The sequence below is a fragment of the Rhodococcus sp. NPDC076796 genome (genome assembly GCF_040702765.1).
GTDB lineage: Bacteria > Actinomycetota > Actinomycetes > Mycobacteriales > Mycobacteriaceae > Rhodococcoides.
In genome coordinates this window covers 46268-70670 of the sequence record NZ_JBFBMS010000006.1, presented here as the reverse complement: position 1 = coordinate 70670, position 24403 = coordinate 46268, and the positions used below count along the sequence as shown (strand labels likewise).

The 24403-nt window shown below is 65.8% G+C and carries 24 protein-coding genes; 16 read left to right on the top strand and 8 right to left on the bottom strand.

The genetic code is table 11. From position 1 onward, the window contains the following. Positions 1-33 precede the first annotated feature (33 nt). Positions 34-1041 (top strand): nitronate monooxygenase, encoded by a 1008-nt coding sequence (locus AB0366_RS19015; RefSeq protein ID WP_366245271.1) that lies wholly within the window; start codon positions 34-36, stop codon positions 1039-1041. A gap of 10 nt (positions 1042-1051) precedes the next feature. Here AB0366_RS19015 and AB0366_RS19010 read toward each other — a convergent pair whose 3' ends face one another. After that, positions 1052-3097: a glycoside hydrolase family 15 protein gene (locus tag AB0366_RS19010; protein ID WP_366245270.1), complete on the bottom strand. Its 2046-nt coding sequence runs from the start codon at positions 3095-3097 to the stop codon at positions 1052-1054. A 93-nt stretch (positions 3098-3190) separates the two neighbouring features. On the opposite strand from AB0366_RS19010, the gene AB0366_RS19005 reads away from it, so the two are divergent. From AB0366_RS19005 to AB0366_RS18980, 6 genes are all read left to right on the top strand, one after another. Further along, the gene (locus tag AB0366_RS19005) at positions 3191-3424 is read left to right on the top strand and encodes a hypothetical protein (protein WP_366245268.1); all 234 of its coding nucleotides are present in this window, start codon (positions 3191-3193) and stop codon (positions 3422-3424) included. Between the two features lie 118 nt (positions 3425-3542). Then, complete coding sequence (locus AB0366_RS19000) at positions 3543-3632, top strand: Ms4533A family Cys-rich leader peptide (protein WP_310180897.1); 90 nt, start codon at positions 3543-3545, stop codon at positions 3630-3632. A gap of 203 nt (positions 3633-3835) precedes the next feature. Then, positions 3836-4858, top strand: coding sequence for a sulfate ABC transporter substrate-binding protein (locus AB0366_RS18995; RefSeq protein ID WP_366245459.1), 1023 nt, complete (start codon positions 3836-3838; stop codon positions 4856-4858). Positions 4859-4860: 2 nt separating this feature from the next. Beyond that, positions 4861-5751, top strand: coding sequence for a sulfate ABC transporter permease subunit CysT (cysT, locus tag AB0366_RS18990; RefSeq protein ID WP_366245266.1), 891 nt, complete (start codon positions 4861-4863; stop codon positions 5749-5751). Further along, on the top strand, positions 5748-6548 hold the full coding sequence (gene cysW, locus AB0366_RS18985) for a sulfate ABC transporter permease subunit CysW (RefSeq protein WP_121869498.1): 801 nt from the start codon (positions 5748-5750) through the stop codon (positions 6546-6548). The genes cysT and cysW overlap by 4 nt, the downstream gene beginning before the upstream one ends. Next, on the top strand, positions 6548-7603 hold the full coding sequence (locus tag AB0366_RS18980; protein ID WP_366245264.1) for a sulfate ABC transporter ATP-binding protein: 1056 nt from the start codon (positions 6548-6550) through the stop codon (positions 7601-7603). The genes cysW and AB0366_RS18980 overlap by 1 nt, the downstream gene beginning before the upstream one ends. Here AB0366_RS18980 and AB0366_RS18975 read toward each other — a convergent pair. From AB0366_RS18975 to AB0366_RS18955, 5 genes are read right to left on the bottom strand one after another with little or no spacing between them, the layout of a single operon-like run. Beyond that, a complete protein-coding gene (locus AB0366_RS18975) occupies positions 7563-8399 on the bottom strand; it encodes a sirohydrochlorin chelatase (RefSeq protein WP_366245262.1) in 837 nt (278 codons plus the stop codon). The two genes, AB0366_RS18980 and AB0366_RS18975, sit on opposite strands and share 41 nt — an antisense overlap. Continuing rightward, positions 8396-9700, bottom strand: a complete 1305-nt coding sequence (locus AB0366_RS18970) for a GTP-binding protein (RefSeq protein WP_366245261.1) — start codon at positions 9698-9700, stop codon at positions 8396-8398. The genes AB0366_RS18975 and AB0366_RS18970 overlap by 4 nt, the downstream gene beginning before the upstream one ends. Beyond that, on the bottom strand, positions 9700-10644 hold the full coding sequence (cysD, locus tag AB0366_RS18965; protein WP_366245260.1) for a sulfate adenylyltransferase subunit CysD: 945 nt from the start codon (positions 10642-10644) through the stop codon (positions 9700-9702). The genes AB0366_RS18970 and cysD overlap by 1 nt, the downstream gene beginning before the upstream one ends. After that, positions 10641-11351: a phosphoadenylyl-sulfate reductase gene (locus tag AB0366_RS18960; RefSeq protein WP_032379572.1), complete on the bottom strand. Its 711-nt coding sequence runs from the start codon at positions 11349-11351 to the stop codon at positions 10641-10643. The genes cysD and AB0366_RS18960 overlap by 4 nt, the downstream gene beginning before the upstream one ends. Continuing rightward, on the bottom strand, positions 11348-13066 hold the full coding sequence (locus tag AB0366_RS18955; protein ID WP_366245258.1) for a nitrite/sulfite reductase: 1719 nt from the start codon (positions 13064-13066) through the stop codon (positions 11348-11350). The genes AB0366_RS18960 and AB0366_RS18955 overlap by 4 nt, the downstream gene beginning before the upstream one ends. Positions 13067-13401: 335 nt before the next feature. On the opposite strand from AB0366_RS18955, the gene hemW reads away from it, so the two are divergent. Next, positions 13402-14613, top strand: coding sequence for a radical SAM family heme chaperone HemW (hemW, locus tag AB0366_RS18950; RefSeq protein WP_366245257.1), 1212 nt, complete (start codon positions 13402-13404; stop codon positions 14611-14613). Between the two features lie 9 nt (positions 14614-14622). Here the strand turns inward: hemW and AB0366_RS18945 are convergent, their stop codons facing one another. Then, complete coding sequence (locus tag AB0366_RS18945; protein ID WP_027497503.1) at positions 14623-14928, bottom strand: type II toxin-antitoxin system VapB family antitoxin; 306 nt, start codon at positions 14926-14928, stop codon at positions 14623-14625. A gap of 133 nt (positions 14929-15061) precedes the next feature. Between AB0366_RS18945 and hrcA the strand changes: the two genes are divergently transcribed. From hrcA to era, 8 genes are all read left to right on the top strand, one after another. After that, a complete protein-coding gene (hrcA, locus tag AB0366_RS18940; protein ID WP_121869503.1) occupies positions 15062-16105 on the top strand; it encodes a heat-inducible transcriptional repressor HrcA in 1044 nt (347 codons plus the stop codon). Between the two features lie 98 nt (positions 16106-16203). Then, positions 16204-17361: a molecular chaperone DnaJ gene (gene dnaJ / locus AB0366_RS18935; protein ID WP_366245256.1), complete on the top strand. Its 1158-nt coding sequence runs from the start codon at positions 16204-16206 to the stop codon at positions 17359-17361. A 3-nt stretch (positions 17362-17364) separates the two neighbouring features. Then, on the top strand, positions 17365-18138 hold the full coding sequence (locus AB0366_RS18930) for a 16S rRNA (uracil(1498)-N(3))-methyltransferase (protein WP_366245255.1): 774 nt from the start codon (positions 17365-17367) through the stop codon (positions 18136-18138). Beyond that, positions 18135-18890, top strand: a complete 756-nt coding sequence (locus AB0366_RS18925) for an alpha/beta hydrolase (protein WP_366245254.1) — start codon at positions 18135-18137, stop codon at positions 18888-18890. The genes AB0366_RS18930 and AB0366_RS18925 overlap by 4 nt, the downstream gene beginning before the upstream one ends. 93 nt (positions 18891-18983) lie before the next feature. Beyond that, positions 18984-20027, top strand: a complete 1044-nt coding sequence (locus AB0366_RS18920; protein WP_094612780.1) for a PhoH family protein — start codon at positions 18984-18986, stop codon at positions 20025-20027. 53 nt (positions 20028-20080) lie between these two features. Then, a complete protein-coding gene (gene ybeY / locus AB0366_RS18915; protein WP_032394543.1) occupies positions 20081-20623 on the top strand; it encodes an rRNA maturation RNase YbeY in 543 nt (180 codons plus the stop codon). A 40-nt stretch (positions 20624-20663) separates the two neighbouring features. Next, a complete protein-coding gene (locus tag AB0366_RS18910; RefSeq protein ID WP_121869507.1) occupies positions 20664-21986 on the top strand; it encodes a hemolysin family protein in 1323 nt (440 codons plus the stop codon). A 17-nt stretch (positions 21987-22003) separates the two neighbouring features. After that, positions 22004-22918 (top strand): GTPase Era, encoded by a 915-nt coding sequence (gene era, locus AB0366_RS18905; protein WP_094612778.1) that lies wholly within the window; start codon positions 22004-22006, stop codon positions 22916-22918. Positions 22919-22948: 30 nt separating this feature from the next. Here the strand turns inward: era and AB0366_RS18900 are convergent, their stop codons facing one another. Beyond that, complete coding sequence (locus AB0366_RS18900; protein ID WP_366245253.1) at positions 22949-24370, bottom strand: amidase; 1422 nt, start codon at positions 24368-24370, stop codon at positions 22949-22951. Positions 24371-24403: the final 33 nt, after the last annotated feature.

Genomic DNA, 24403 nt, shown 5'->3' with positions numbered 1-24403 from the left:
GTCGCGAATTGCGGGCGAGTACATTTCGAAGCTGTGACGACGCCGATTCTGAAGCAGTTGCGTGTTCCCGTTGTCGGTGCGCCGATGGCAGGCGGCCCGAGTACTCCCGAACTCGCCCGCGCCGTATCGGAGGCCGGTGGGCTCGGCATGATCGCCGGTGCACTGTTGACACCCGAAGCCTTTGCGACGCAGATCGATTCGGTGCGCGGTCTGCTGTTCGGCGTCAATCTGTTCCTGCCCGAGGAGCCATCCGGTGCGGATGTGGAGTCCTACGCCGAGCACCTGGCGTCCTGGTTCGAGCGTTTCGACGCAGAGCCTGGGGAGCTGGTGCGACGTGACGACTTCTACGCCGAGAAGTTCGCCTGGCTGCTCGCGCACCCGGTACCGCTGGTGTCGAGTACGTTCGCGACGTTCGACGCGGACGAGGTCGCCCAGTTGCACGCCGTGGGGACCGAGGTGTGGGCTACCGTCGCCACCGCGTCGGACGCATCGGTGGCCACCGCCAACGGTGTGGACGCGCTCGTGGTGCAGGGACCCGAAGCGGGCGGACATCGAGGCACCTTCGACGGCTCGGCCCCCGACGAGCCACTGACCGAGCTGCTGGCCGCAGTGCGGGAGATCTCCGATCTACCGCGAATCGCTGCGGGCGGACTGATGGATGGCAACGACATTGCGCCGCTGCTGGATTCGGGTGCCGCGCATGCCGCGCAGCTCGGTACCGCGCTTCTGAACACACCCGAGGCCGGCACCAAGCCGGTGCACCGGGAGCAACTGACGGTTGCTCCCGACACCGCGGTGACCAAGGCGTTCTCCGGCCGACCGGCGCGGGGGCTGGTGAACGAGTTCATGCGGGAGAACTCGGAAGCGGCACCGCTGGCGTATCCCGATCTGCACTACCTGACCGCGCCGATGCGGGCGAAGGCCGCGGCGGCGGGCGATCCGTCGGGACTGTCGATGTGGGCCGGCACCGGTTTTCGCCGTGTGCAGGCGAAGCCCGCGGCCGAGCTGGTCGCCGAATGGGCGAGGCAACTCGGCCGCTGAGCCCTCGCGCTCAGGGGTTGGAGTGGGCAGGCTGGAAGTGCCCTGCCACCTGAGCTTCCTCGGCGCGGATGACGTGCACCACCGCGTTGATGAGTGCGAGGTGGGTGAACGCCTGCGGGAAGTTGCCGAGATGACGGCCGGTGCGGTGGTCGATTTCCTCGGCGTAGAGCTTGAGTGGGCTCGCGTACCCCAGCAGACGCTCGCAGAGGTGCTTCGCGCGAGGGAGCTCGCCGATCTCTACCAGCGCGGATACGAGCCAGAAGGAGCAGATCGTGAACGTCCCTTCCTCACCCGCCAGACCGTCGTCGGTGGTGTCGGTTCGGTAGCGCAGGACCAGGCCGTCCTCGGTCAACTCGTCGGCGATAGCGAGCACCGTCGCGCGGATGCGTTCGTCCTCGGCGGGCAGGAATCGAAGCAGCGGTGCCAGCAGCAGTGACGCATCCAGCGACGGGTCACCGTAGCGCTGAGTGAGGACACCTCGAGAATCGGTGCCGTTCTCGAGAATGTCCGCCTTGATCTCGTCGGCGATCTCGTTCCACTTGGCCGAATACTCCGTCTCGCCGTGGATGTCGGCGAGCTTGGCACCGCGGTCGAGCGCAACCCAGCACATGAGCTTCGAGGACGTGAAGTGCTGCGGTTCACCGCGCACCTCCCAGATGCCGCGATCGGGCTTGCGCCAGTTGGCAATCGCTTCCTCGACCTGGCGCTTGAGCAGGGGCCACAGGAATTCGGGGACGTGCTCGCGCGACTTGACGTGCAGGTACACCGAGTCGAGCATCGTGCCCCAGATGTCGTGCTGCTCTTGGTCGTAGGCTCCGTTGCCGATACGTACCGGACGTGCGCCGTCGTATCCGGACAGGTGTGGCAGCTCGCTCTCGTCGAGCGTTTTTTCGCCGCCGATGCCGTACATGACCTGGAGTGGATTGACCTCGCCGTTCGCCGTTGTCGCCACATCGGACATGAAGGCGAAGAAGTCGTTGGCCTCACGGTCGAGTCCGAGTGTGTACAGGCCCCACAGTGCGAACGTCGAATCACGTACCCACGTGTAGCGGTAGTCCCAGTTACGTTCTCCACCGGGCGTTTCCGGAAGCGATGTGGTCGACGCAGCCAGCAGTGCACCGGTGGGGGCGTAGGTCAGACCCTTGAGGGTCAGGGCGCTGCGCTGCAGGTAGCCCCGCCACGGGTGATCGGGGAACCGGCCGATCGTGATCCACTGGCGCCAGCATTCGGACGTGCGCCACATCTTGTCCGCGGCCTCCTCGAACGTCTGCGGCGCAGGCAGATCCGACCACGACAGAGCGACGAACACGTTGTCGCCCTCCGTCATTCGGGTGCGGGCGCGGGCTTCGCGTCCTTCGATGCCGATGCGGAGGTTGGTGGTCAGCTTCAACGTGGGCTGATCACCGCCCGCACTGGCCTCGCAGGTGGCGGTGGTTTCCTCGTACACCTTGCCGGTGTACTCCCACTTCGCAGGCGCGCGGTGGTAGTCGAAGGCCGGCTCGCAGCTCATCTCGAGTTCGACAGTGCCGCTGACGCACTTGATGGTGCGCAGCAGGATGTGTTCGGCGTCCCAGTCGCTCGGTGCGCGCTTGTGAGTACGAGAGCGTTGATCGGTGTTGTGCCACGGTCCCATGACGAGTGCATCGCGGACCACGAGCCAACCGGTTTCGGTCTGCCACGTCGTCTCGACGATCAGGCCACCGGGGAGGTACCGACGCGCCGCGGGCACCGATTGACCGTACGGCCCGACCCGGAAATGGCCCGCGCTGCGATCGAGAACCGCTCCGAAGATGCTGGGGGAGTCCGGACGAGGCACGCACATCCATTCGACCGATCCGTTGCGAGCGATCAGGCAGGTCGTCTCGCAGTCCGAGAGGAATGCGTAGTCGTCGATCGGCGGAAAGGCACTTCGATAGGACGTCAGAGTGGACACCGGTGAGTCGGTGCTGCCCAACGCTCCCTGAACCTCGACCCCGCCCAAACCTGGGTGCCCCGACCCCATGGCGGGCTCGTCGGCCACCGGGGGCACTGGCGAAACATCTTCGTATGCCGTCATGGCGTAATCATCGACCGATACATGGCATGCGTCCACTGCTGGTCGTCGGTCGGCGTGGCGTGAGAGCGGAACGAGCTGGTTTAAGCTGCGAGGGTGGAATCGATCGCACGCTGGTGGGACGGCGTCGAACTGTGGGTGACGGGTTTGCCGTTCGTGCCACAGTCGGTAGTCGTGCTGCTGGTCATCGTGCCTGCAGCGTTCCTGCTTGCGCGTGTGTTCGATCGCGTGCTCGCGGTGGTTCTGCATCTGCTCGGGCGTGATGCACGGGCCGCTCGTGACGCGGAGCTGACGGGTGGGGCCACCACTACGACGAAGGATGGACAGTAATGCCACGGTCTCGGGTCACGTTGGCGCTCATCGCGCTCTTGGTGCTGGTTGTCATCGCCTGGTTGCTCACTCGTTAGCCGATTAGAGTCGGTCCGGATCCTCTGCTAGATTTCTGACCGTGTCTTCTGCCGCCGAGTACCGCGTCCGCCATCAGTTGGCGTTGATTGCTGTAGGCATGCTGGCAGTCGCCGATATCGACTGTTGTTGATTCTTTCCCTCGTCGAATCGGTTCCGTCGATCCGTTGCCCACGCGTCTACTTCTCGCGGTCGGGCGGTTCACGACGTACTCTCTGCCGTCCACGGTGATCCCGCGATGACACGCGGCTGCGGTGGTGCTCCGGTTCGACTTCGGGAATGTCGACCGTGCCCAGCTCGTACTCACTGCACACCATCATGAAAGGCCTTTTCTCGATGAGGCACAGCTCTCGCTACCTGCTGACCACGTTCGCGGCTGTGGGAACCCTTCTTCTCACAGCATGCAACGGTGGCTCGAGCGACGTCGTCGGCGGTGAGCCGGACACCGCGAGCGGCCCCGCATTGACCCTCGTGGGTTACGCCGTCCCCAAGAATGGTTGGGACGCAATCGGTCCGGCCTTCGCCGCAACCGAGGACGGCGACGGAACGGCGATCAACGCAGACTACGGCCCGTCCGGCAACCAGTCGCGCAAGGTGGCCGACGGTGCCCCCGCCGATATCGTCAACTTCTCGGTGGAGCCCGACATCACCCGTCTGGTGCAGGCGGGCAAAATCGACGAGGACTGGAACCGGAACGCCTACGCCGGAGTGCCGTTCGGCTCCGTGGTGACCATCGTCGTGCGCGAGGGCAACCCCAAGAACATCCGTACCTGGGACGATTTGCTCGAGCCGGGCGTTCAGGTGATCAGCCCCAGCCCGCTCAGCTCGGGTTCGGCCAAGTGGAATCTGCTCGCGCCCTACGCGGCGAAGAGCAACGGCGGGCAGGACAAGCAGGCCGGTCTCGACTTCGTTCGCACCCTCGTCGCCGATCACTTCCCGGTTCAGCCCGAATCCGGCCGCGCCGCAACCGAAGCCTTCCTGCAGGGACAGGGTGATGCGTTGCTCAGCTACGAGAACGAAGCGCTCCTGATCGAGGAACAGGGACAGGAGGTGGAGCACGTCGACGTTCCTGTCACCTTCCGCATCGACAATCCCGTGGCAGTGATCAACGACAGCGCCAATCTCGATCGCGCCAACGCTCTCAACGACTTCCTCTACTCCGACGAGGGGCAGAGGATCTGGGCGGAGTCCGGCTTCCGGCCGACGAACCCGGATATCGCTTCGGAGTACTCCGAGAAGTTCTTCACCCCCGAACAGCTCTATACGATCGATGATCTCGGAGGGTGGACCCAGGTGGACGCAGACCTGTTCGGAGACAACGGGGCCATCGCCACGATCTACCAAGACAGCACCCGGTAGAGATGTCCGTATCGAACAGCGACCGCACGCCGTCGGAGTCGGGTGCCCCGCCGAGCACGCCTCGATTTCGTGCCGGGCGGGAAGGCCGCAAGTTTCGTGGCCCGGGATCGGTCGGTCCGCTCGGCCTCGGTGTCGCCGTGTTGTGGCTCAGCGTCATCGTGCTGCTTCCGTTGGCCGCGTTGACAGTTCAGTCCTTCGACGACGGTCTCACCGGCTTCTGGAACGCGGTCACCGAGCAACGCGCCGTGGCCACGTTCAAGGTGACACTTCAGGTGTCGATCGCCGCAGCCGTGGTCAACTTGTTTCTCGGCACGCTCATCGCGTGGGTCCTGGTACGTGACGAGTTTCCTGGCAAGCGTTTCGTCAACGCCCTGATCGATCTGCCGTTCGCATTGCCGACCATCGTGGCCAGCCTGGTGCTGCTGTCGCTGTACGGTCCGGCGAGTCCGGTCGGGTTGGTGTTCAACGCAACCAAGCCCGCGGTGATCGTCGCGCTGCTGTTCGTCACATTGCCGTTCGTGGTGCGAGCGGTGCAGCCGGTGCTGATCGAACTCGACAAGGATGTCGAGGAGGCCGCGGCCTCGCTCGGCGCGAACAACTGGATCATCTTCCGCCGCATCGTCCTGCCGGTGCTGCTGCCTGCGATCCTCAGCGGTGGCGGCCTCGCCTTCGCCCGAGCCATCGGCGAATTCGGGTCGGTGGTGCTCATCGGCGGCAACATCCCCAACGACACGCAGGTCGCGTCGCAGTACATCCGTGAGCTCATCGAATACGACCGAACCACCGACGCCGCGGCGATTTCCGTGGTGCTGCTGGCGATCGCCTTCGCGGTGTTGTTCGTGCTTCGCGTGGCAGGAAATCGCCTGGCTCGCCGTGAGGAGCAGATCTCGTGAAAATCGGTCTGCCGATCAAACTGACGCTGCGCACCGTCGCTCTGCTGTACCTCGCAGTTCTGGTGCTCTTTCCGCTCGGCGCCATTTTGTTTCGCACATTCGAGGACGGCGTCGTCGCGTTCTGGGAGCAGATCACCACCCCGGCCGCGCAGTCGGCACTGCAGCTGTCGTTGTTGATCGTCGCGATCGTGGTTCCGATCAACATCGTGTTCGGTGTGGTCACCGCCCTGGCGCTCGTGCGAGGACGGTTCCGAGGCAAGGGTGTCCTGGAAGCCATCGTGGATCTGCCCTTCGCGGTGTCACCCATCATCACCGGCGTCGCGCTGATCCTGCTGTGGGGTGCCAACGGATGGTTCGGCGGGGTCGAAAGCCTCGGCTTCAGGGTCATCTTCGCGCTGCCCGGCATGGTCATCGCGACGATCTTCGTCACCCTGCCGTTCGTCGTGCGCGAGGTCGAACCAGTGCTCTACGAAATCGGTGAGGAGCAGGAGGAGGCCGCCTCGACGCTCGGTGCGTCGTCGTGGCAGACGTTCTGGCGCATCACTCTTCCGGCGATCCGGTGGGGCCTCACGTACGGCGTCGTACTCACCGTCGCACGGTCGCTCGGCGAGTTCGGCGCGGTCATCATGGTCTCGACCAATCTGCCCGGCATCTCCCAAACGCTCACGCTGCTGGTCAATTCACGGTACGAGGACTTCAATCAACAGGGCGCGTACGCCGCGTCCACACTGCTCATGGCGATCGCCGTCGTCGTGCTGTTGTTGATGACGGCCCTCGACAAGAAGAGGACGAAGTAATGACCGACACATCCCCCGAGATCGAGATTTCCGTCGTCGGTGCCAACAAGCACTACGGCGACTTCGCAGCGCTCGACGATGTCAGCATCGACATTCCCAAGGGATCGTTGACGGCGCTGCTCGGGCCCAGTGGCTCGGGCAAGTCCACGCTGCTGCGCTCCATCGCCGGGCTCGAACAACTCGATTCCGGCCGTGTGGTGCTCGCAGGCCAGGACGTCACGTGGGTCAGCCCGCAGCGCCGCGAGATCGGATTCGTCTTCCAGCACTACGCCGCGTTCAAGCACCTCACGGTGCGAGACAACGTCGCCTTCGGCCTGCAGATTCGCAAGCGGCCCAAGGCCGAGATCGCCAAGAAGGTCGACGAGTTGCTCGAGATCGTCGGGCTCGCCGGATTCCAGAGTCGCTACCCGGCGCAGCTGTCCGGTGGCCAGCGACAGCGCATGGCGTTGGCCCGCGCACTTGCCGTCGACCCGCAGGTGCTGCTGCTCGACGAGCCCTTCGGTGCGCTCGACGCCAAGGTGCGTGCCGATCTGCGGACGTGGCTGCGTCGACTGCACGACGAGGTTCACGTCACCACCGTGCTGGTGACTCACGATCAGGAGGAGGCGCTCGATGTCGCCGATCGGATCGCGGTGCTCAACAAGGGCCGGATCGAGCAGGTCGGCAGCCCGGAGGATCTCTACGATCGCCCGGCCAACAACTTCGTGATGTCGTTCCTGGGTCAGGTCGCCAAGCTGAACGGACTTCTGGTGCGGCCGCACGACATTCGCGTCGGGCGCGATCCGTCGTTGGCGCAGGCTCAGGCCAGCGGGACGGCCGAATCGGCAGGTGTGACGCGGGCCGTCGTCGAGCGGGTGGTGCACCTCGGCTTCGAGGTGAAGGTCGAATTGAAGAATGCGGCCACCGGTGAACTGTTCGCGGCGCAGATCACCCGCGGTGACAGTGAGGCTCTCGGTCTTCGCGAGGGCGAAACGGTGTACGCGCGAGCGACTCGGGTGCCGAAAATTGCGGACGCTAGCGATGCCGATGCGATTGCTGGTGCACCGGTTCGCTGAACCGGTGCGGTAGCGCGTTCGGCTCCGGTGTCGCCACAGCTCGTGCCACAGGAGTGGAGCCTGCGGAACGACCCATTGAGATTGCGGAGTCGTAGCGCCGCGACACCAGATCTGCCAGTGCCGGATGTGCTCCGATGACCTCGGCATGTGCAACGTTCGGTAGGCCTGCGACCGACGCTTCGATCCTGTCGGTGAGCAGTCCCGGGGCCAGGAACCAGGGCGCAACGACGATGCGGTCGGCTCCCAGTGTGCGCAGCTGTGCGATCGCATCGGTGGGGGACGGGGAGACCGACGTCGCGAAGCAGGTCACGGCTCCGGCCCAGCCCGTTCCGGCGAGCAGTTTCTGTGCGATCACTCGGGTGCGCTGATTCGCCGGTGCCACCGAGGAGCCGACGGCTGCCAGGGCGATGCCGACCGTCGAATCGGAGACTGCCACACCGGTATCGACGATCCGATCGCGAACTGCCTCGATGAGGAGTCGGTCGTCTCCCAGAACGTCGGCCTGCGTTATCGATACGTGCGGGTGTCGCGTCCTCGCTGCGTGCAACAGCTCGGGCAGATCGACTTTCGCGTGAAAAGCTTTGCCCAGCAACATCGGAACGGCGACGATGCGTTCGTGCCCGGCACCGGCCAGGTCGTCGACCACCTGATCGACGCCGGGCTCGGACAGATCGAGAAATGCGACGCGGACGTCCAGATCCGGTCGCCGCCGACGCAGAGCGTCGACGGCGCGGTGAATCGTGGCGCTCGAGCGCGGGTCACGGCTGCCGTGGGCAACCGCGATCAGTGCGCTCACGCCGGAACTGCCGACCCCAGCTCGACGGCAGCCAGAGCGTTGCCCACGAGCCCGGCAGCCAACGTGTTGCCACCGGCCGGATCGATCAGCAGGAAGCTGCCCGTGTGCCGGTTGACGGCGTAGTCGTCGGCCACGATGGGCTCGGCGACGCGCACGGAAATTCGGCCGATCTCGTTGAGCTCCAACGACTCCGGGCCTTCCTGTGCGGTGAGCTCTTGCTCGTCGAACCGTTCGATCAGTGTCCCGACGATGGCCTGGGTGGTGCGAGTGCCGTGCTTGAGCAACAGGCGAGCGCCCGGGCGAAGCGGCTTCTCGGCGAGCCAGCACACGGTGGCCTCGAAGTCGCCGATCGGCTCGGGTGCGTCCTGCGGTGAGGCGATGGTGTCGCCGCGGGAGACGTCGACGTCGTCGGCGAGGACAAGGGTGACGCTGCGTCCGGCATGGGCGGTCCGCAATTCGCCGTCGGCGGTGTCGATGCGTTCGACCGTCGTTCGGGTACCGGAGGGCAGGATGACGACCTCGTCGCCGACGTCGACGGAGCCGGCTGCGACCTGGCCGGCATATCCGCGATAGTCCGGGAATTCCGCTGTGCGGGGCCGGATCACGTACTGCACGGGGAATCGCAGACCGACCCGGTGCGGTTCGGCGTCGACCGGGACCGACTCGAGGTGCTCGATGAGGGTGGGTCCGTCGTAGTACGGGGTCTTGTCGGACTTCACCGCGACGTTGTCGCCGTGCAGTGCGGACACCGGGATCTCGATGACGTCCTCGGTGGACCAGCCGAGGGAGGAGGTCAGCGAGTTGAACTCGGCCGAGATCTCGGCGAACACCGTTGCGGGGTCTTCGACCAGATCGATCTTGTTGACCGCGAGCACCAGGCGCGGAACGCCGAGCAGAGCGAGAACCGCTGCGTGCCTGCGGGTCTGAGTGATGACACCCTTGCGGGCATCGACCAGGAGAATCACGAGCTGAGCCGTCGACGCGCCGGAGACGGTGTTGCGGGTGTACTGCACATGCCCGGGGGTATCGGCCAGCACGAACGAGCGGTTCGGCGTCGCGAAGTAGCGGTATGCGACGTCGATGGTGATGCCCTGTTCACGCTCGGCGCGCAGGCCGTCGACCAGCAGGGACAGGTCCGGTGTGGCCAGTCCCTTGTCCACCGAAGCCCGAGTGACGGCATCGATCTGGTCTGCCAGAACCGATTTGGTGTCGTACAACAGCCGTCCGACGAGGGTCGACTTGCCGTCGTCGACGCTACCCGCGGTGGCGAGGCGAAGGAGCTGAGTTCCTGTGCTGCTCATCAGAAGTATCCTTCTCGTTTGCGATCTTCCATTGCAGCCTCGGAGACGCGGTCGTCGCCGCGGGTGGCTCCGCGTTCGGTCAGTCGTGACGCCGCTACCTCGGCGAGGATCGCCTGGTTGTCGGCGGCCTCGGACAGCACGGCACCGGTGGTGGATCCGTCGCCGACGGTGCGGTACCGCACCGACAGGGTCTGCAGCTCCTCGTTCTCGGCCGGTCCGCCCCACACTCCGGGGGTCATCCACATGCCGTCGCGCTGGTAGACGGGTCGCTGGTGGGCGTAGTAGATGCTCGCCAGTTCCACGTCGTCGCGGGCGATGTAGCGCCAGATGTCGAGTTCGGTGAAGTTGCTGAGCGGGAACACCCGCACCTGCTCGCCGGGGGAATGCTTGCCGTTGTACAGGTTCCACAGTTCGGGTCGCTGCTTCTTGGGCTCCCACTGGCCGAACGCGTTGCGGAGCGAGAAGATTCGCTCCTTGGCGCGGGCTCGTTCCTCGTCGCGTCGGGCACCGCCGAAGACGGCGTCGAACCGATTCTCGGCGATCGCGTCGAGGAGGGGCACGGTCTGCAGCGGGTTGCGGATGCCGTCGGGCCGCTCGGTGAGGCGTCCGTCGGCGAGGTACTCCTCGACGCTGGCCACGTGCAGGCGCAGGTTGTACTTGGCGACCACGTGATCGCGGAAGTCCAGCACCTCCTGCAGGTTGTGGCCGGTGTCGACGTGGAGCAGCGCGAAGGGCAGGGGAGCGGGCCAGAACGCCTTGATCGCCAGGTGCAGCAGGACGGTCGAGTCCTTGCCGCCGGAGAACAGGATGACGGGGCGCTCGAACTCGCCCGCCACCTCGCGGAAGATGTGGATGGCCTCGGATTCGAGTGCGTCGAGGGTGTCGAACCGATCTGCGTCGAGATGGGTTCGACCGACGGTGGCCGAGGTGAGGTCGAGTGTCATGAGGCGTGCAACCCACATTCGGTCTTGGCCTTGCCGGCCCAACGACCGCTACGCGGGTCGGCTCCGGGGGCAGGTTTGACGGTGCACGGTGCGCACCCGATGGACGGATATCCCTCGTCGACGAGGGGATTGACCAGAATCGAATGTTCGTCGATGTAGGCCTGCATCTGCTCGTCCGACCACGGTGCGATCGGGTTGATCTTGACCAGGCCGAAGGCGTCGTCGAACGAAATGAGCGGGGCGTTGGCACGAGTGGGTGCTTCGACTCGCCGGATGCCGGTGACCCAGGCGCTGTAGTTCGCCAGTTCCTTCTTCAGGGGTGCGACCTTGCGCATCGCGCAGCACCGGTTGGGCTCGCGGGCGAACAGGTCCTTGCCCTCGATCGAATCCTGTTCCGCAACGGTCTTCTCGGCGCGGGCGTTGACGACGTGCACGCCGTAGACGGCCTCGACGGCGTCGCGCGTTCCGATGGTCTCGGCGAAGTGGTAGCCGGTGTCGAGGAACAGCACGTCCACACCGGGGTGAACCTGTGCGGCGAGGTGAACGAGAACCCCGTCCTGCATGTTGGAGGCAACGATGAAGTCGTTACCGAAGTTGTCCTCGGTCCACTGCAACAGCTCCAGTGGGCTCGCCCCGTCGAGTTCGCGGGCACCGCGCTCGGCGATGTCCTTCAATTCCTCTACCGTCAAATTCAGCCTGGTACTCATCGCAAATCCGCCTCGTCTGCTCGCACGGCCCATTGAGCGAACCGTTCGCCGTCCTCGCGGTGCTTGTCGAAATTGCGCACCACTCTGTCGATGTAATCTCCCAGCTCGGAGCTGTTGACCTTGTGCTGGCGCAACTTTCGGCCGAAGGCACTGTCCAGTCCGAGGCTGCCTCCGAGATGAACCTGGAAACCCTCGATCTGATTCCCGGCCCCGTCGTCGACCAGCAGACCCTTGAAGCCGATGTCTGCGATCTGCGACCGCGCGCACGAGTTGGGGCAGCCGTTGATGTTGATCGTGATCGGAACGTCGAGCCGACTGTTGATGTCGGACAATCGCTCTTCGAGCTCCGGTACGAGAACCTGTGAACGCTTGCGGGTTTCGGCGAACGAGAGCTTGCAGAACTCGATGCCGCTGCATGCCATCAGGTTCTTGCGCCAGTGCGAGGGCCGGGCAGGGAGGCCCAGAGCATCGAGGTCGGAGATCAGCTGCTCGAGCGTCTCGTCCGGAACGTCGAGGACGATCAGCTTCTGGTACGGCGTGAACCGCACGCGATCCGACCCGGCCTTCTCGGCGGCGTCGGCGACGGCAGCGAGGATGGTGCCGGAGACCCGGCCCGCGATGGGAGCGACACCGACGGCGTTGAGCCCGTTCTTGAGCTTCTGGATCCCGACGTGATCGCGGGGCCGAGCGGGCTTCTCGGGGGCCGGACCGTCGATGAGCTTGCGGTGCAGGTACTCGTCCTCGAGGACCTGGCGGAACTTCTCGATGCCCCAGTCCTTGATGAGGAACTTCAGGCGCGCCTTGGTGCGAAGCCGACGGTAGCCGTAGTCACGGAAGATCGAGACGACGCCTTCCCAGACGTCGGGAACGTCCTCGAGCGGAACCCAGACGCCGACCCGCTGCGCCAGCATGGGGTTGGTGGACAGTCCGCCGCCGACCCAGAGGTCGAGGCCGGGGCCGTGTTCGGGATGGTTCACACCGATGAAGGCGCAATCGTTGACCTCGTGCACCACGTCCTGCAGGCCCGAGATCGCCGTCTTGAACTTACGCGGCAGATTGGAGTACTCGGGCTTGCCGATGTAGCGCTCGACGATCTCGTCGATGGCGGACGTGGGATCGAGAATCTCGTCGACGGCCTCGCCCGCGAGCGGGGACCCGAGCACCACGCGGGGGCAGTCGCCGCACGCTTCGGTGGTCTTCAGGCCGACTGCTTCGATCCGACGCCAGATCTCGGGGACGTTCTCCACCTCGATCCAGTGGAACTGCACGTTCTCCCGATCGGAGAGGTCGGCGGTGTCGCGGCCGAAGTCCTGGGAAATACCGGCGAGGACGCGCAGTTGCTCCAGGTTCAGCGCGCCCGCGTCGCAGCGGATGCGCATCATGAAGTACTTGGCTTCGAGCAGGTCGATGTTGTCGTCACCGGTGAACGTGCCGTCGTAGCCCTGTTCGCGCTGGGTATAGAGGCCCCACCACCGGAAACGGCCGCGAAGATCGCCCTTGTCGATGCTGTCGAAACCTTGCTTGGAGTAGATGTTCTCGATGCGGGCTCGCACGTTGAGCGGGTTGTCGTCCTTCTTGGACTGCTCGTTGGCGTTCAGCGGCTCCCGGTACCCCAGTGCCCACTGTCCCTCGGCCCGGCGCTTGGTCGGCCGCGGGGTGCGCTCCCGTGGTGCAACGGGGGCAGCGTCGGTGGTCGCGTCGCTGGTCGACGACATGCATTGCTCCTGCATCTTTGTGCTGGCCGGAACCCGGAACGTCGCGCAGACATTCACGCTGTCGACGACAGTGGGAAACCGGTGGATCGAATGGACGTGCTCGAAGGAGGGCTGGTCAGCAGCCGGTCGTGTGTCGACACGACGCGCTGCAGACACGGCCGAGATCGACATGGCGGCGCGCCACGAGTCGAATTCCTGAGTCGGTCACGGGAGCCATTGTGCCACGTCATCGGGGCGACGGACGACCGCGGCGGCTATTTACCCCGATTTCGAGGTAAATAGGCTGGCAGGACGAGTGGGATCGGGTGGGCCCGGACTCTGGGAGACTGGAGGGCGTGAATACCGTCGTACCCGTCCCGTCCACCTTCGAGCTGCCGGTCGAGGCATTCGACGGGGTGGGGGACCGCGCGTTCGGGATCTACGTGCACGTTCCGTTCTGCGCCACGCGGTGTGGGTACTGCGACTTCAACACCTACACGGCGGGAGAACTGGGCACGTCGGCGTCGCCGCAGTCCTGGCTAGAGGGCCTGCGACGGGAGTTGGACACCGCTGCGGGGCTGATTCAGGCGGGCACGGGTCGCGTTCCGACGGCAGACACCGTCTTCGTCGGCGGTGGCACGCCGTCACTGCTCGGGGGCGACGGTCTGGCCGACGTCCTGGCTGCGGTGCGGTCCAGTTTCGGCCTGACCGACGGCGGCGAGGTGACCACGGAGTCCAACCCGGAATCGACGTCACCGGAATTCTTCGACCGGCTCCGCGACTCGGGCTTCACTCGAATCTCGCTCGGAATGCAGTCCGCCGCACCACATGTGCTCGCCGTGCTCGATCGCACGCACACGCCGGGTCGCGCGGTCGCCGCGGCCAAGGAAGCACGTGCGGCAGGATTCGAGCACGTCAATCTCGATCTCATCTACGGCACCCCGGGCGAGCGTGACGGTGACCTGGATCAGTCTCTCGCCGCCGTGCTCGACGCCGGTGTCGACCACGTCTCGGCGTACGCACTGATCGTCGAGGACGGCACCGCCATGGCCCGTAAGGTCCGCCGCGGTGAGCTGCCCGCACCCGACGACGACGTACTGGCGAGCCGATACGAGCGCATCGACACGGCGTTGAACGCCGCAGGCCTGTCCTGGTACGAGGTGTCCAACTGGGCCACCGACGCCGCAGCGCAGTGCCGCCACAACATCGGCTACTGGGACGGCGGCGACTGGTGGGGCGCGGGACCCGGCGCGCACAGCCACATCGGCGGCACGCGGTTCTGGAACGTCAAACACCCGGCCGCGTACGCCGATCGCCTCGCCGCAGGACACCTACCGGTGCTGGGCAGCGAACTGCTCAGCGCTGAGGACCGACACCTCGAGGAGCTGATGTTGACCGTGCGGCTCCGCGCGGGAGTGCCGAAAACCCTGCTGGGGCCGGCCGAGCGTGCCGCTGCCGAGCAGACCGTCGCGGACGGGTTGATGGTGCAGCGCGGGGAACGACTCGTGCTCACCGATCGGGGCCGATTGCTGGCCGATGCGGTGGTGCGCACCATCGCAGCCGCCTGAAAACCTGGCTCAGGCGCCAAGAGCGTCGTAGTCGAACACCCTGGCGTGCAACACCGTTCGACTGCGCAGAGCCGCACGCACTGCCCGATGCAGGCCGTCCTCTAAATAGATGACGCCGCGGAACTGCACCGCGTGGGGGAACAGATCGCCGTAGAAGGTGGAGTCCTCGGACAGCAACCTGTCCAGCTCGAGCACCTTGGTGGTGGTGACGATCTCGTCCAGACGGAGCTGGCGTGGCGGAATTCTCGACCAGTCTCGGATGGACAGACCGTGCTCGGGATACGGCTTTCCGTCACGAACACCTTTGAAGATCATCGCGAGCCTCGAGCCGCTGGACCGAATCGAAAGAACGTTTCCACTCGGACCACAGTAAGGCCTTGCACGAGCATGCGTTCGCCGGCTACTAGACTCGAGCGACGATTGGAAACGAGAACGGAGGTGGGCACCGATGTCGAGCACCGACGACAGGCGGTTCGAGGTTCTACGAGCGATCGTGGCGGACTACGTGTCCACCCAGGAACCCGTCGGTTCACGTGCCCTGGTCGAGCGCCACAACCTGGGAGTGTCCAGCGCAACGGTGCGCAACGACATGGCCGTGCTAGAGGCCGAGGGCTACATCGCCCAGCCGCATACCAGTTCCGGCCGGGTGCCGACCGACAAGGGCTACCGACAGTTCGTCGACCGGATAGCCGACGTCAAGCCGCTGTCGGCGGCCGAACGACGCGCCATCCTGGAGTTCCTCGAGAACGGCGTCGACCTGGACGACGTGTTGCGACGCGGCGTCCGATTGCTGGCTCAGTTGACCCGTCAGGTCGCTGTGGTGCAGTACCCCACGCTGTCGGCGTCCTCGGTTCGCCACCTGGAAGTGGTGGCGCTCACCCCGGCCCGGTTGCTGCTTGTGCTCATCACCGACTCCGGGCGAGTCGATCAGCGCATCGTCGAACTCGGTGACGTGATCGACGACGAGAATCTGGCTCAGCTGCGGCGTCTGCTCGGTAGTGCGCTGGAGGGCAAGCGGCTGGCGGCGGCGTCGGCTGCGGTGGCCGAGCTCGCCGAGAACGCTCCGCCCGCGCTGCGCGACGCGATGATTCGATCGGCAACGGTGCTGGTGGAATCACTCGTCGAGCACCCCGAGGAACGCCTGGTCCTCGGCGGGACGGCGAACCTGACGCGCAACGCCGCGGATTTCGCAGGCGACGCTGGGTTTCCCGGATCGCTCAGAGCGGTACTCGAGGCGCTGGAAGAGCAAGTGGTCGTCCTCAAGCTCCTCGCCGTGACGCAGGACACCCGCACCGTCACGGTGCGGATCGGCGAGGAAACGCAGGTCGAGGAGATGCGCGGGACATCGGTGATTTCCACCGGATACGGGTCGGCTGGCATGGTCCTCGGAGGAATGGGTGTTCTCGGGCCGACCCGAATGGACTACCCAGGAACAATTGCGTCGGTCGCCGCGGTTGCCAGGTACATCGGCGAGGTCCTGGCCGAGCGCTGAGACGAGCGAGAACCGATCGAACGCCGGCGGCGGGGGCACGGGCGGCCGGAACACAGCTTCATCGAACGAGATACATCTTCTAGGACGAAAGAGACGACGTGGCACGGGATTATTACGGGACTTTGGGCGTCGGCCAGCAGGCGACGGACCAGGAGATCAAGCGCGCCTACCGCAAGCTGGCGCGAGAACTGCACCCGGACGTCAACCCGGACGAGGCCGCTCAGGCTCGATTCAAGGACATCTCCACCGCGTACGAGGTGCTCTCCGATCCGGAGAAGCGTCGCATCGTCGACCTCGGCGGCGACCCGCTGCAGCAGGGCGGCGGAGGCGGCGGTGGTGGATTCGGTGGCGCCGGATTCGGCGGCGGCCTGGGAGATGTGTTCGAGGCGTTCTTCGGCGGCGGCGCGGGCGGATCGCAGCGTGGGCCCAAGGGCCGCGTGCAGCCAGGAGCGGACTCGCTGCTGCGGACCAAGCTCACCCTCGACGAGTGCGCCACGGGCGTGAGCAAGCACATCACCGTCGACACGGCGATTCTGTGCGACCTGTGCACGGGCTCGGGCACCAACGGCGATTCCAAGCCGGTGCGCTGCGAAACTTGTGGCGGTGCCGGTGAAGTGCAGTCGGTGCAGCGCTCGTTCCTCGGCCAGGTCATGACCAGCCGTCCGTGCCCCACCTGCCGCGGCGCAGGCGAGACCATCCCCGACCCCTGCCGCAAGTGCGGCGGCGACGGTCGCGTTCGGTCGCGTCGCGACATCTCGGTCAAGGTGCCGGTCGGCGTGAGCAACGGCATGCGGATCCGACTGGCCTCACAGGGCGAGGTCGGTCCAGGCGGCGGACCCGCAGGTGACCTGTACGTGGAGATCGTCGAACAGCAGCACGAGGTGTTCGTGCGCGACGGTGACGACCTGCACTGCACCGTTCGCGTCCCGATGGTCGACGCGGCTCTTGGCACCTCGGTCAACATCGACGCGATCATCGACGGACCCACTGAGATCTCGATCGAGCAAGGCACACAACCGAATTCGACGACGGTTCTGCGTGGTCACGGTATGCCCAAGCTGCGGTCCGGTATTCGCGGCGATCTGCACGCGCACCTCGAGGTCATCGTGCCGACCAAGCTCGACAGCAAGCAGACCCACCTGCTCGAACAGCTCAGGTCGATGCGCGACCGCGACTCGGCCGAGGTCGTCACCACCGGTTCGGCGCACAGCGGCGGCCTGTTCTCGCGGTTGCGGGAAGCATTCAGCGGTCGCTGATCGATGGCCCCCACGGTCTTCTACCTCTCGCCTCTACCGAACGTCGGCGAGCTAGCCGTGCTGGACGGCAAGGAAGGGCACCACGCCGCCACGGTACGACGCATCCGCGTCGGCGAGCGGGTGTTGCTCGGTGACGGAGCGGGCGGCTTGGCCGACACGGTCGTGGCCGCAGCGGAGAAGAACCGACTGGAATTGACCGTGCAGTCGCGCAGTGAGGTGCCGCGTCCCACTCCGGTGGTGACGCTGGTGCAGGCATTGCCGAAGGCGGACCGGTCGGAGCTGGCCGTCGAGCTGGCCACCGAAGCGGGCGTCGATGCCGTCGTGCCCTGGCAGTCCGCGCGGTGCGTCGCACGGTGGGAGGGCCCGAAGGCATCCAAGGGCGTCGCGAAGTGGCGCAGCACCGCGGCGGAAGCAGCCAAGCAGTCGCGTCGGGCATACATCCCCGAGGTCTCCGAGCTGCACGATTCGCGGGCGGTGAACGCCTTCGTGCGCGGCGTCGTGGAGCGCGGCGGAATCGTCGCCGTGTTGCACGAGGCAGCCACCTCGGCGTTCCGGGACCTGCCGTTCGACTCGGTGCCCGAGGTCGCGATCGTCGTCGGACCCGAGGGCGGGCTCGACGACCGCGAGGTGACCGCGCTGACCGAGGCGGGTGCGACCCCGGTGGTGCTGGGCCCGACGGTGCTGCGGACCTCGACGGCAGGAGCTGTGGCTCTCGGCGCGCTGGGCGTCCTGACCTCGCGGTGGACCCAACTACCGCCCGACTTCCAGAACGCATGAGCGCTCGGATCAAGATCGCGTACGGCGATCACCCGGAGCAGTTCGGCCACCTCTACCTGCCGGCCGAGCCGATGGATCACCGCACGGCGGTGGTCGTGGTGGTGCACGGTGGTTTCTGGAGCGGACAGTACGGATCCAATCTGGGCACCCAGTTCGCCCGCGCAGTCGCCGGAGCCGGAGCGGTGGCGTGGAACATCGAGTACCGACGCGTCGGCGCAGGCGGCCACTGGCCGGAGATGCGCTCCGATGTGACCGCGGCACTCGACGTGGTCGCCGGGGAACTGCAGCAGCACGCCCCGGTCGGTGTCGACGACGTACGCGTCATCGGGCACTCCGCAGGAGGGCACCTGGCAGTGTGGCTCGGCGGCGAGACCGGCACGAAGGTCCGCCCGTCGCGCATCGTCTCGCAGGCAGGCGTTCTCGATCTCGAACCTCGAGGTGCGTCGGGACGCACCAACCCGGCGGTCGAGGCTCTGTTGCAGGCCCGGTACGAGGACGATCCCGACCTGTACCGCTCGGCCTCGCCGGCCGCGCGTGTACCTATCGGCATCCCGACGATCGCCTTGCACGGATCCGAGGACATCCAGGTCCCCGCGGCGCAGAGCGAGCGGTACGTCGCGCTGGCACGCGCAGCCGGAGACGACGCGCGGCTGACGATCGTGCCGGGGGAAGACCACTTCGCTTTCCTGAATCCCGATTCCCGGTGTTGGGCGCTCTCGCTCGACGCCGTGCTCGGTGCCACCAGCGAGTAATGGGAATGCGCATCGTTGCTGCGGCGTTAAACTCGATCCATACCAAGTGCACGTTCGAGAAGCCGACACCAGAGAGCAGGCCGTAGCCACCACGTGAGTGAACACAGCGAATTTCCCGCCGAGCGTGACGTTCGGTCCACCTTGGAACTCGCCCCCGAAGCGGTGATGCCACTGCTGGGACAGTCCGACGAGAACCTGCGGGCGCTCGAGCAGATGCTGACGGCAGACATCCACGTACGAGGAAACGCCGTGACGCTCACCGGGAAAGTGGCCGACGTTGCGCTGGCCGAACGGGTGATCTCCGAGTTGGCCGCGCTGGCCAAGCGCGCTCAGCCACTGACTCCCGATGCGGTGCGCCGATCGATCGCCATGCTCACCGAGGGCGTCGCCGATTCGCCGGCCGAGGTGCTGAGCCTGGACATCCTCTCGCGCCGCGGCAAGACGATTCGGCCCAAGACGCTGAACCAGAAGCGGTATGTGGATGCGATCGACGCCAACACCATCGTGTTCGGCATCGGCCCGGCCGGTACCGGCAAGACGTACTTGGCGATGGCGAAGGCCGTGCAGGCATTGCAGACCAAGCAGGTCAGCCGCATCATCCTGACGCGTCCGGCAGTGGAGGCGGGGGAGCGGCTGGGATTCCTCCCCGGAACGCTGCACGAGAAGATCGACCCGTACCTGCGGCCGTTGCACGATGCGTTGCACGACATGATGGACGACGAAGCCATTCCCAAGCTGATGCAGGCCGGGGTCATCGAGGTCGCCCCGCTCGCCTATATGCGTGGCCGGACCCTCAACGATGCATTCATCATTCTCGACGAGGCGCAGAACACCACCGCCGAGCAGATGAAGATGTTCTTGACGCGACTCGGATTCGGATCGAAGATCGTCGTCACCGGCGACGTGACCCAGGTCGACCTTCCCGGAGGCGCGCGATCCGGATTGCGTGCGGCGTCCGAGATCCTCACCGACGTCGACGACATCCACTTCGCGCAGCTCACCAGCAGCGACGTGGTACGACACCGACTGGTTTCCGAGATCGTCGACGCCTACGAGCGGTTCGAGTCGACATCGGAAGGCGTCATTCCCAATCGTGCGCAACGCCGGACCGGTGGACCGCGTTCGGCGAGAAGATGATTCAGGCATTCCGGCCGACAGATGCAGGCAACGAGAGCGTGGGTAGTGGCTAGATGAGTATCGAAGTGTCCAACGAGTCGGGGATGGACATCTCCGAACCCGAGCTGGTCTCGGTCGCACGGTTCGCGATCGCCGGTATGGACGTGCATCCCGCCGCGGAACTGTCGATGGTGCTGGTGGATTCGGCCACGATGGCAGATCTGCACATGCGGTGGATGGATCTGCCCGGCCCCACCGACGTGATGTCGTTTCCGATGGACGAGCTCGAGCCGGGCGGTCGTCCCGATGCGCCCGAGCCCGGACCGGCGATGCTCGGCGACATCGTGCTGTGCCCGTCGTTCGCCGCGGATCAGGCTGCTGCAGCGGGGCATTCGCTCGAACACGAGCTGGCGTTGCTGACCGTGCACGGCGTGCTGCACCTGCTCGGCTACGACCACGCCGAGCCGGACGAAGAGAAGGAAATGTTCGAGCTGCAGAACCGGCTGCTGGCCGAGTGGTACGAGGACGCCAGGCGCGCGGAGCAGGCCGCCGAACAGGCCGCCCGTGATGCCCGGCTCCTCGGCAAGGCCGGTTTCGTCGACGGACTCGATCGATGATCAGCGTCGTCGAACAGGTGGAAGTGTGGGGTCCTGGCGCGTGAGCAGTGCTGTTGCGCTCATCGTGTTCGCTGCCCTTCTCGTGCCTCTCGGAGGCCTGTTCGCTGCCGTCGATTCCGCGCTGAACACGGTCTCGCGTGCGCGAATCGACGACATGGTCAAGGACGAGCGCCCTGGTGCCACCGGCCTCGTCGTGGTGGTCGGCGACCGCCCGCGGTACGTCAATCTCATGGTGCTGCTGCGCATTCTGTGCGAAATCGGCGGCACAGTGTTGCTCGCGGGTGGCCTGACGCAGTTGATCGACTCCACCACAGCATTGGTGATCAGCGCGGTGGCCATGGTGTTGGTCAGTTACGTCGTGATCGGTGTCGGTCCGCGAACCCTCGGTCGGCAGAACGCGTACTCGATCGCGTTGGCGGCCGCGTTGCCGTTGCGTGCACTCGGGTGGCTTCTCGGACCGATCAGCAGACTGCTCATCCTCATCGGTAACGCGATCACCCCCGGTAAGGGATTTCGCAACGGCCCCTTCGCCTCCGAGATCGAACTCCGAGAACTGGTGGACATGGCCCGCGAGCGCGGCGTCGTGGCCGACGACGAACGGCGGATGATCCAATCGGTGTTCGAGCTGGGGGACACCTCCGCCCGTGAGGTCATGGTCCCGCGCCCCGAGATGGTGTGGATCGAGTCCGACAAATCGGCAGGACAGGCCACCTCGCTGGCCGTGCGCAGCGGCCACTCCCGCATCCCGGTGATCGGCGAGAACGTGGACGACGTCGTGGGCGTCGTCTACCTCAAAGACCTTGTGCAGCAGACGTATTACTCCACCGACGGTGGCCGCGGAGTGCAGGTGTCCGAACTGATGCGTCCGGCCGTCTTCGTGCCCGACTCCAAGGCACTCGACAGTCTGCTCGCCGAGATGCAGCGCGATCGCAACCACATGGCCCTGCTCGTCGACGAGTACGGAGGCATCGCAGGGCTGGTGACCATCGAGGACGTGATCGAGGAGATCGTCGGCGAGATCGCCGACGAATACGACTCCGACGAGGTTGCGCCCATCGAGGAACTCGACGACGGACGCTATCGGCTGTCCTCGCGGCTGCCGCTCGAGGACCTCGGCGAGATCTTCGGCATCGACATCGAATCCGAGGAAGTCGACACCGTCGGCGGACTCCTCGGCTACGAACTCGGCCGAGTACCGTTGCCCGGTTCGCAGGTGATCACCCACGGACTCCTGCTGCGCGGAGAAGGTGGAGCCGACCCCAAGGGACGCGTCCGCATCGCCACGGTCCTGGTCGAAAAGCTCGAACCCGACGAAGAAACCACCGAGGCCGACGACTCGTCGGACGTCACTCGCCAACACTGAAATCTGGAGGTGCTCTTGTGTCCGAGCAGAACAACGGTGAGTTCCGATCCGGATTCGTCTGTTTCGTAGGCCGACCCAACACCGGCAAATCCACGCTGACCAATGCGTTGGTGGGATCGAAGATCGCCATCACGTCCTCGCGTCCCCAGACGACGCGGCACACCATTCGTGGCATCGTGCACCGGGAGCACGCCCAGCTGATCCTGGTCGACACCCCGGGCCTGCACCGACCGAGAACACTGCTGGGTCAACGTCTCAACGACCTGGTGCAAGACACCTACTCCGAGGTCGACGTCATCGGACTCTGCATCCCCGCGGACGAGAAGATCGGGCCCGGCGACCGGTGGATTCTCGAACAGGTGCGGCACATCGCGCCCAAGACGACGCTCATCGGCATCGTGACCAAGATCGACAAGGTCAAGAAGGAACGCGTCGTACAGCAGCTGATGTCGCTGTCGAAGCTGCTCGGTGAGAATTCGCACGTCATCCCGGTGTCGGCTGAATCAGGCGAGCAGATCGAGAAGCTCGTCGACCTGCTGGCCTCCGAGCTGCCGCAGGGCCCGGCGTTCTACCCCGACGGGGAGCTGACGGACGAGCCCGAGGAAATCCTGATGGCCGAACTCATCCGTGAGGCCGCGCTCGAAGGCGTCCGCGACGAGCTGCCGCACTCGCTTGCCGTCGTCATCGACGAGGTCACCCCCCGCGAGGGCCACGACAACATGCTCGACGTGCACGCCATCATGTACGTGGAGCGATCGAGCCAGAAAGCGATCATCATCGGCAAGGGTGGTTCGCGACTCAAAGAGGTCGGCACGGCATCGCGACTGCAGATCGAGAAGCTGCTGGGCACCAGGATCTACCTGGACCTGCACGTCAAAATCGCGAAGGACTGGCAGACCGACCCGAAGCAAATGGGCAAGCTCGGATTCTGAGCTGCCCTGTGCACGGAAGTTCGTAGCAGACTACGAGGTTTCGCTCACGTCGGTCCACCAGGGATCGGGGCGCTTGCGGTGCCACTGCAGCACGTTCTCGAGTTGAGCGGCCACCGACACCAGTAGCGGCTCGGAGGATTCGTGGCCCATCAGTTGCAGGCCGATGGGAAGGCCGCGGGCCGTGAATCCTGCGGGCACGTTGACGCTCGGCCACCCCAGCACGTTCCACGGCCAGGTGTACGGGCAGTGCTCGGTGATGACCCGATCGGTATCGGCGTTGGAGATGCCGTCGATGGCTTCGATTCGAGGCGGCGGGGTGGCCGTCGTCGGGGCGAGCACGATGTCGTACTCGTCGAAGAACCGGCCGATACGACGCCCGATGCGCGGCTCGGCGGCGCGTGCTGCACGAAGCGGCGCTCCGGCGAGAGCCCGGCCGCTCTTGGCATTGGCTCGGGTCCTCGGGTCGGCGAGAGACGGATCTGGCAGGCGGTCGACCCAGGCCGCCACACCGGCCAGTGAGCGGGGTAAGAAGTTGAGCCCCAACAACATTCCGTAGGCGGGGTCGTCGACGACCACTCGGTGTCCGAGCAATCGCAGCACCGCCGCCATCTCGTACGCCGCAGCCGCGATCTCGGGGTCCAGTGGTGCGGGCGTCGGGATGAAGGGCTTACGCAGGCTGAGCGCGATTCGCAGCGAGCCGGGGTTGCGTCCGACGGCATCGGAGACGGTCAGCGGTACCGGACGATGCAGATCTCCGTCATGACTACCCGAGACGACGTCGAGGAGCAGTGCCGCGTCGGCCACCGTGCGCGCGAGCGGGCCGATGACGGTGATGCCGTTGAACGCCTCGGGCTCCGGCCACGAGGATATGCGTCCACGTTGCGGCTTGATCCCCACGAGATTCGTCCACGAGGCCGGAATCCGCACCGAGCCTGCACCGTCGGAACCCAGAGCGGCAGAGACCAATTCGGCAGCCACTGCGGCAGAGCTGCCACCCGAGGAGCCGCCGGGAGTGCGCTCGCGGTCCCATGGATTGCGGGTGTGCCCGAAGGTGCCGCCGGTGAACGGCCACTGGCCGAGTTCCGGGCTGTTGGTCTTTCCGACGATGACGGCTCCGGCCGCACGCAGTCTGCGCACCACCTCCGAATCCGCGGTGGCAGGCGGAAAGTCGCCCGCGCAACCGAAGGCGGTCGGTTCCCCGGTGACGTCCACGTCGTCCTTGACGGCAATCGGAACGCCGAGCAGGGGAGCGGTGGTGCCCGCGGCGCGCAGCCGATCCGCTTCGGCTGCCTCGGCGAGGGCGGCATCGCGACGCACGAGGCGGAACGCATTGAGCGTGGGTTGACTCTTCTCGATCCGGTCGAGCGATTCGGTGACCGCCTGTACCGAGGTGATGCGACCCGACGCGATAGCGGCGGCCTGGGCAACGAGAGTCGACCGATGAAAATCCACGCCTGCACAGTATCGACTTCTCGTCAGCGCGGG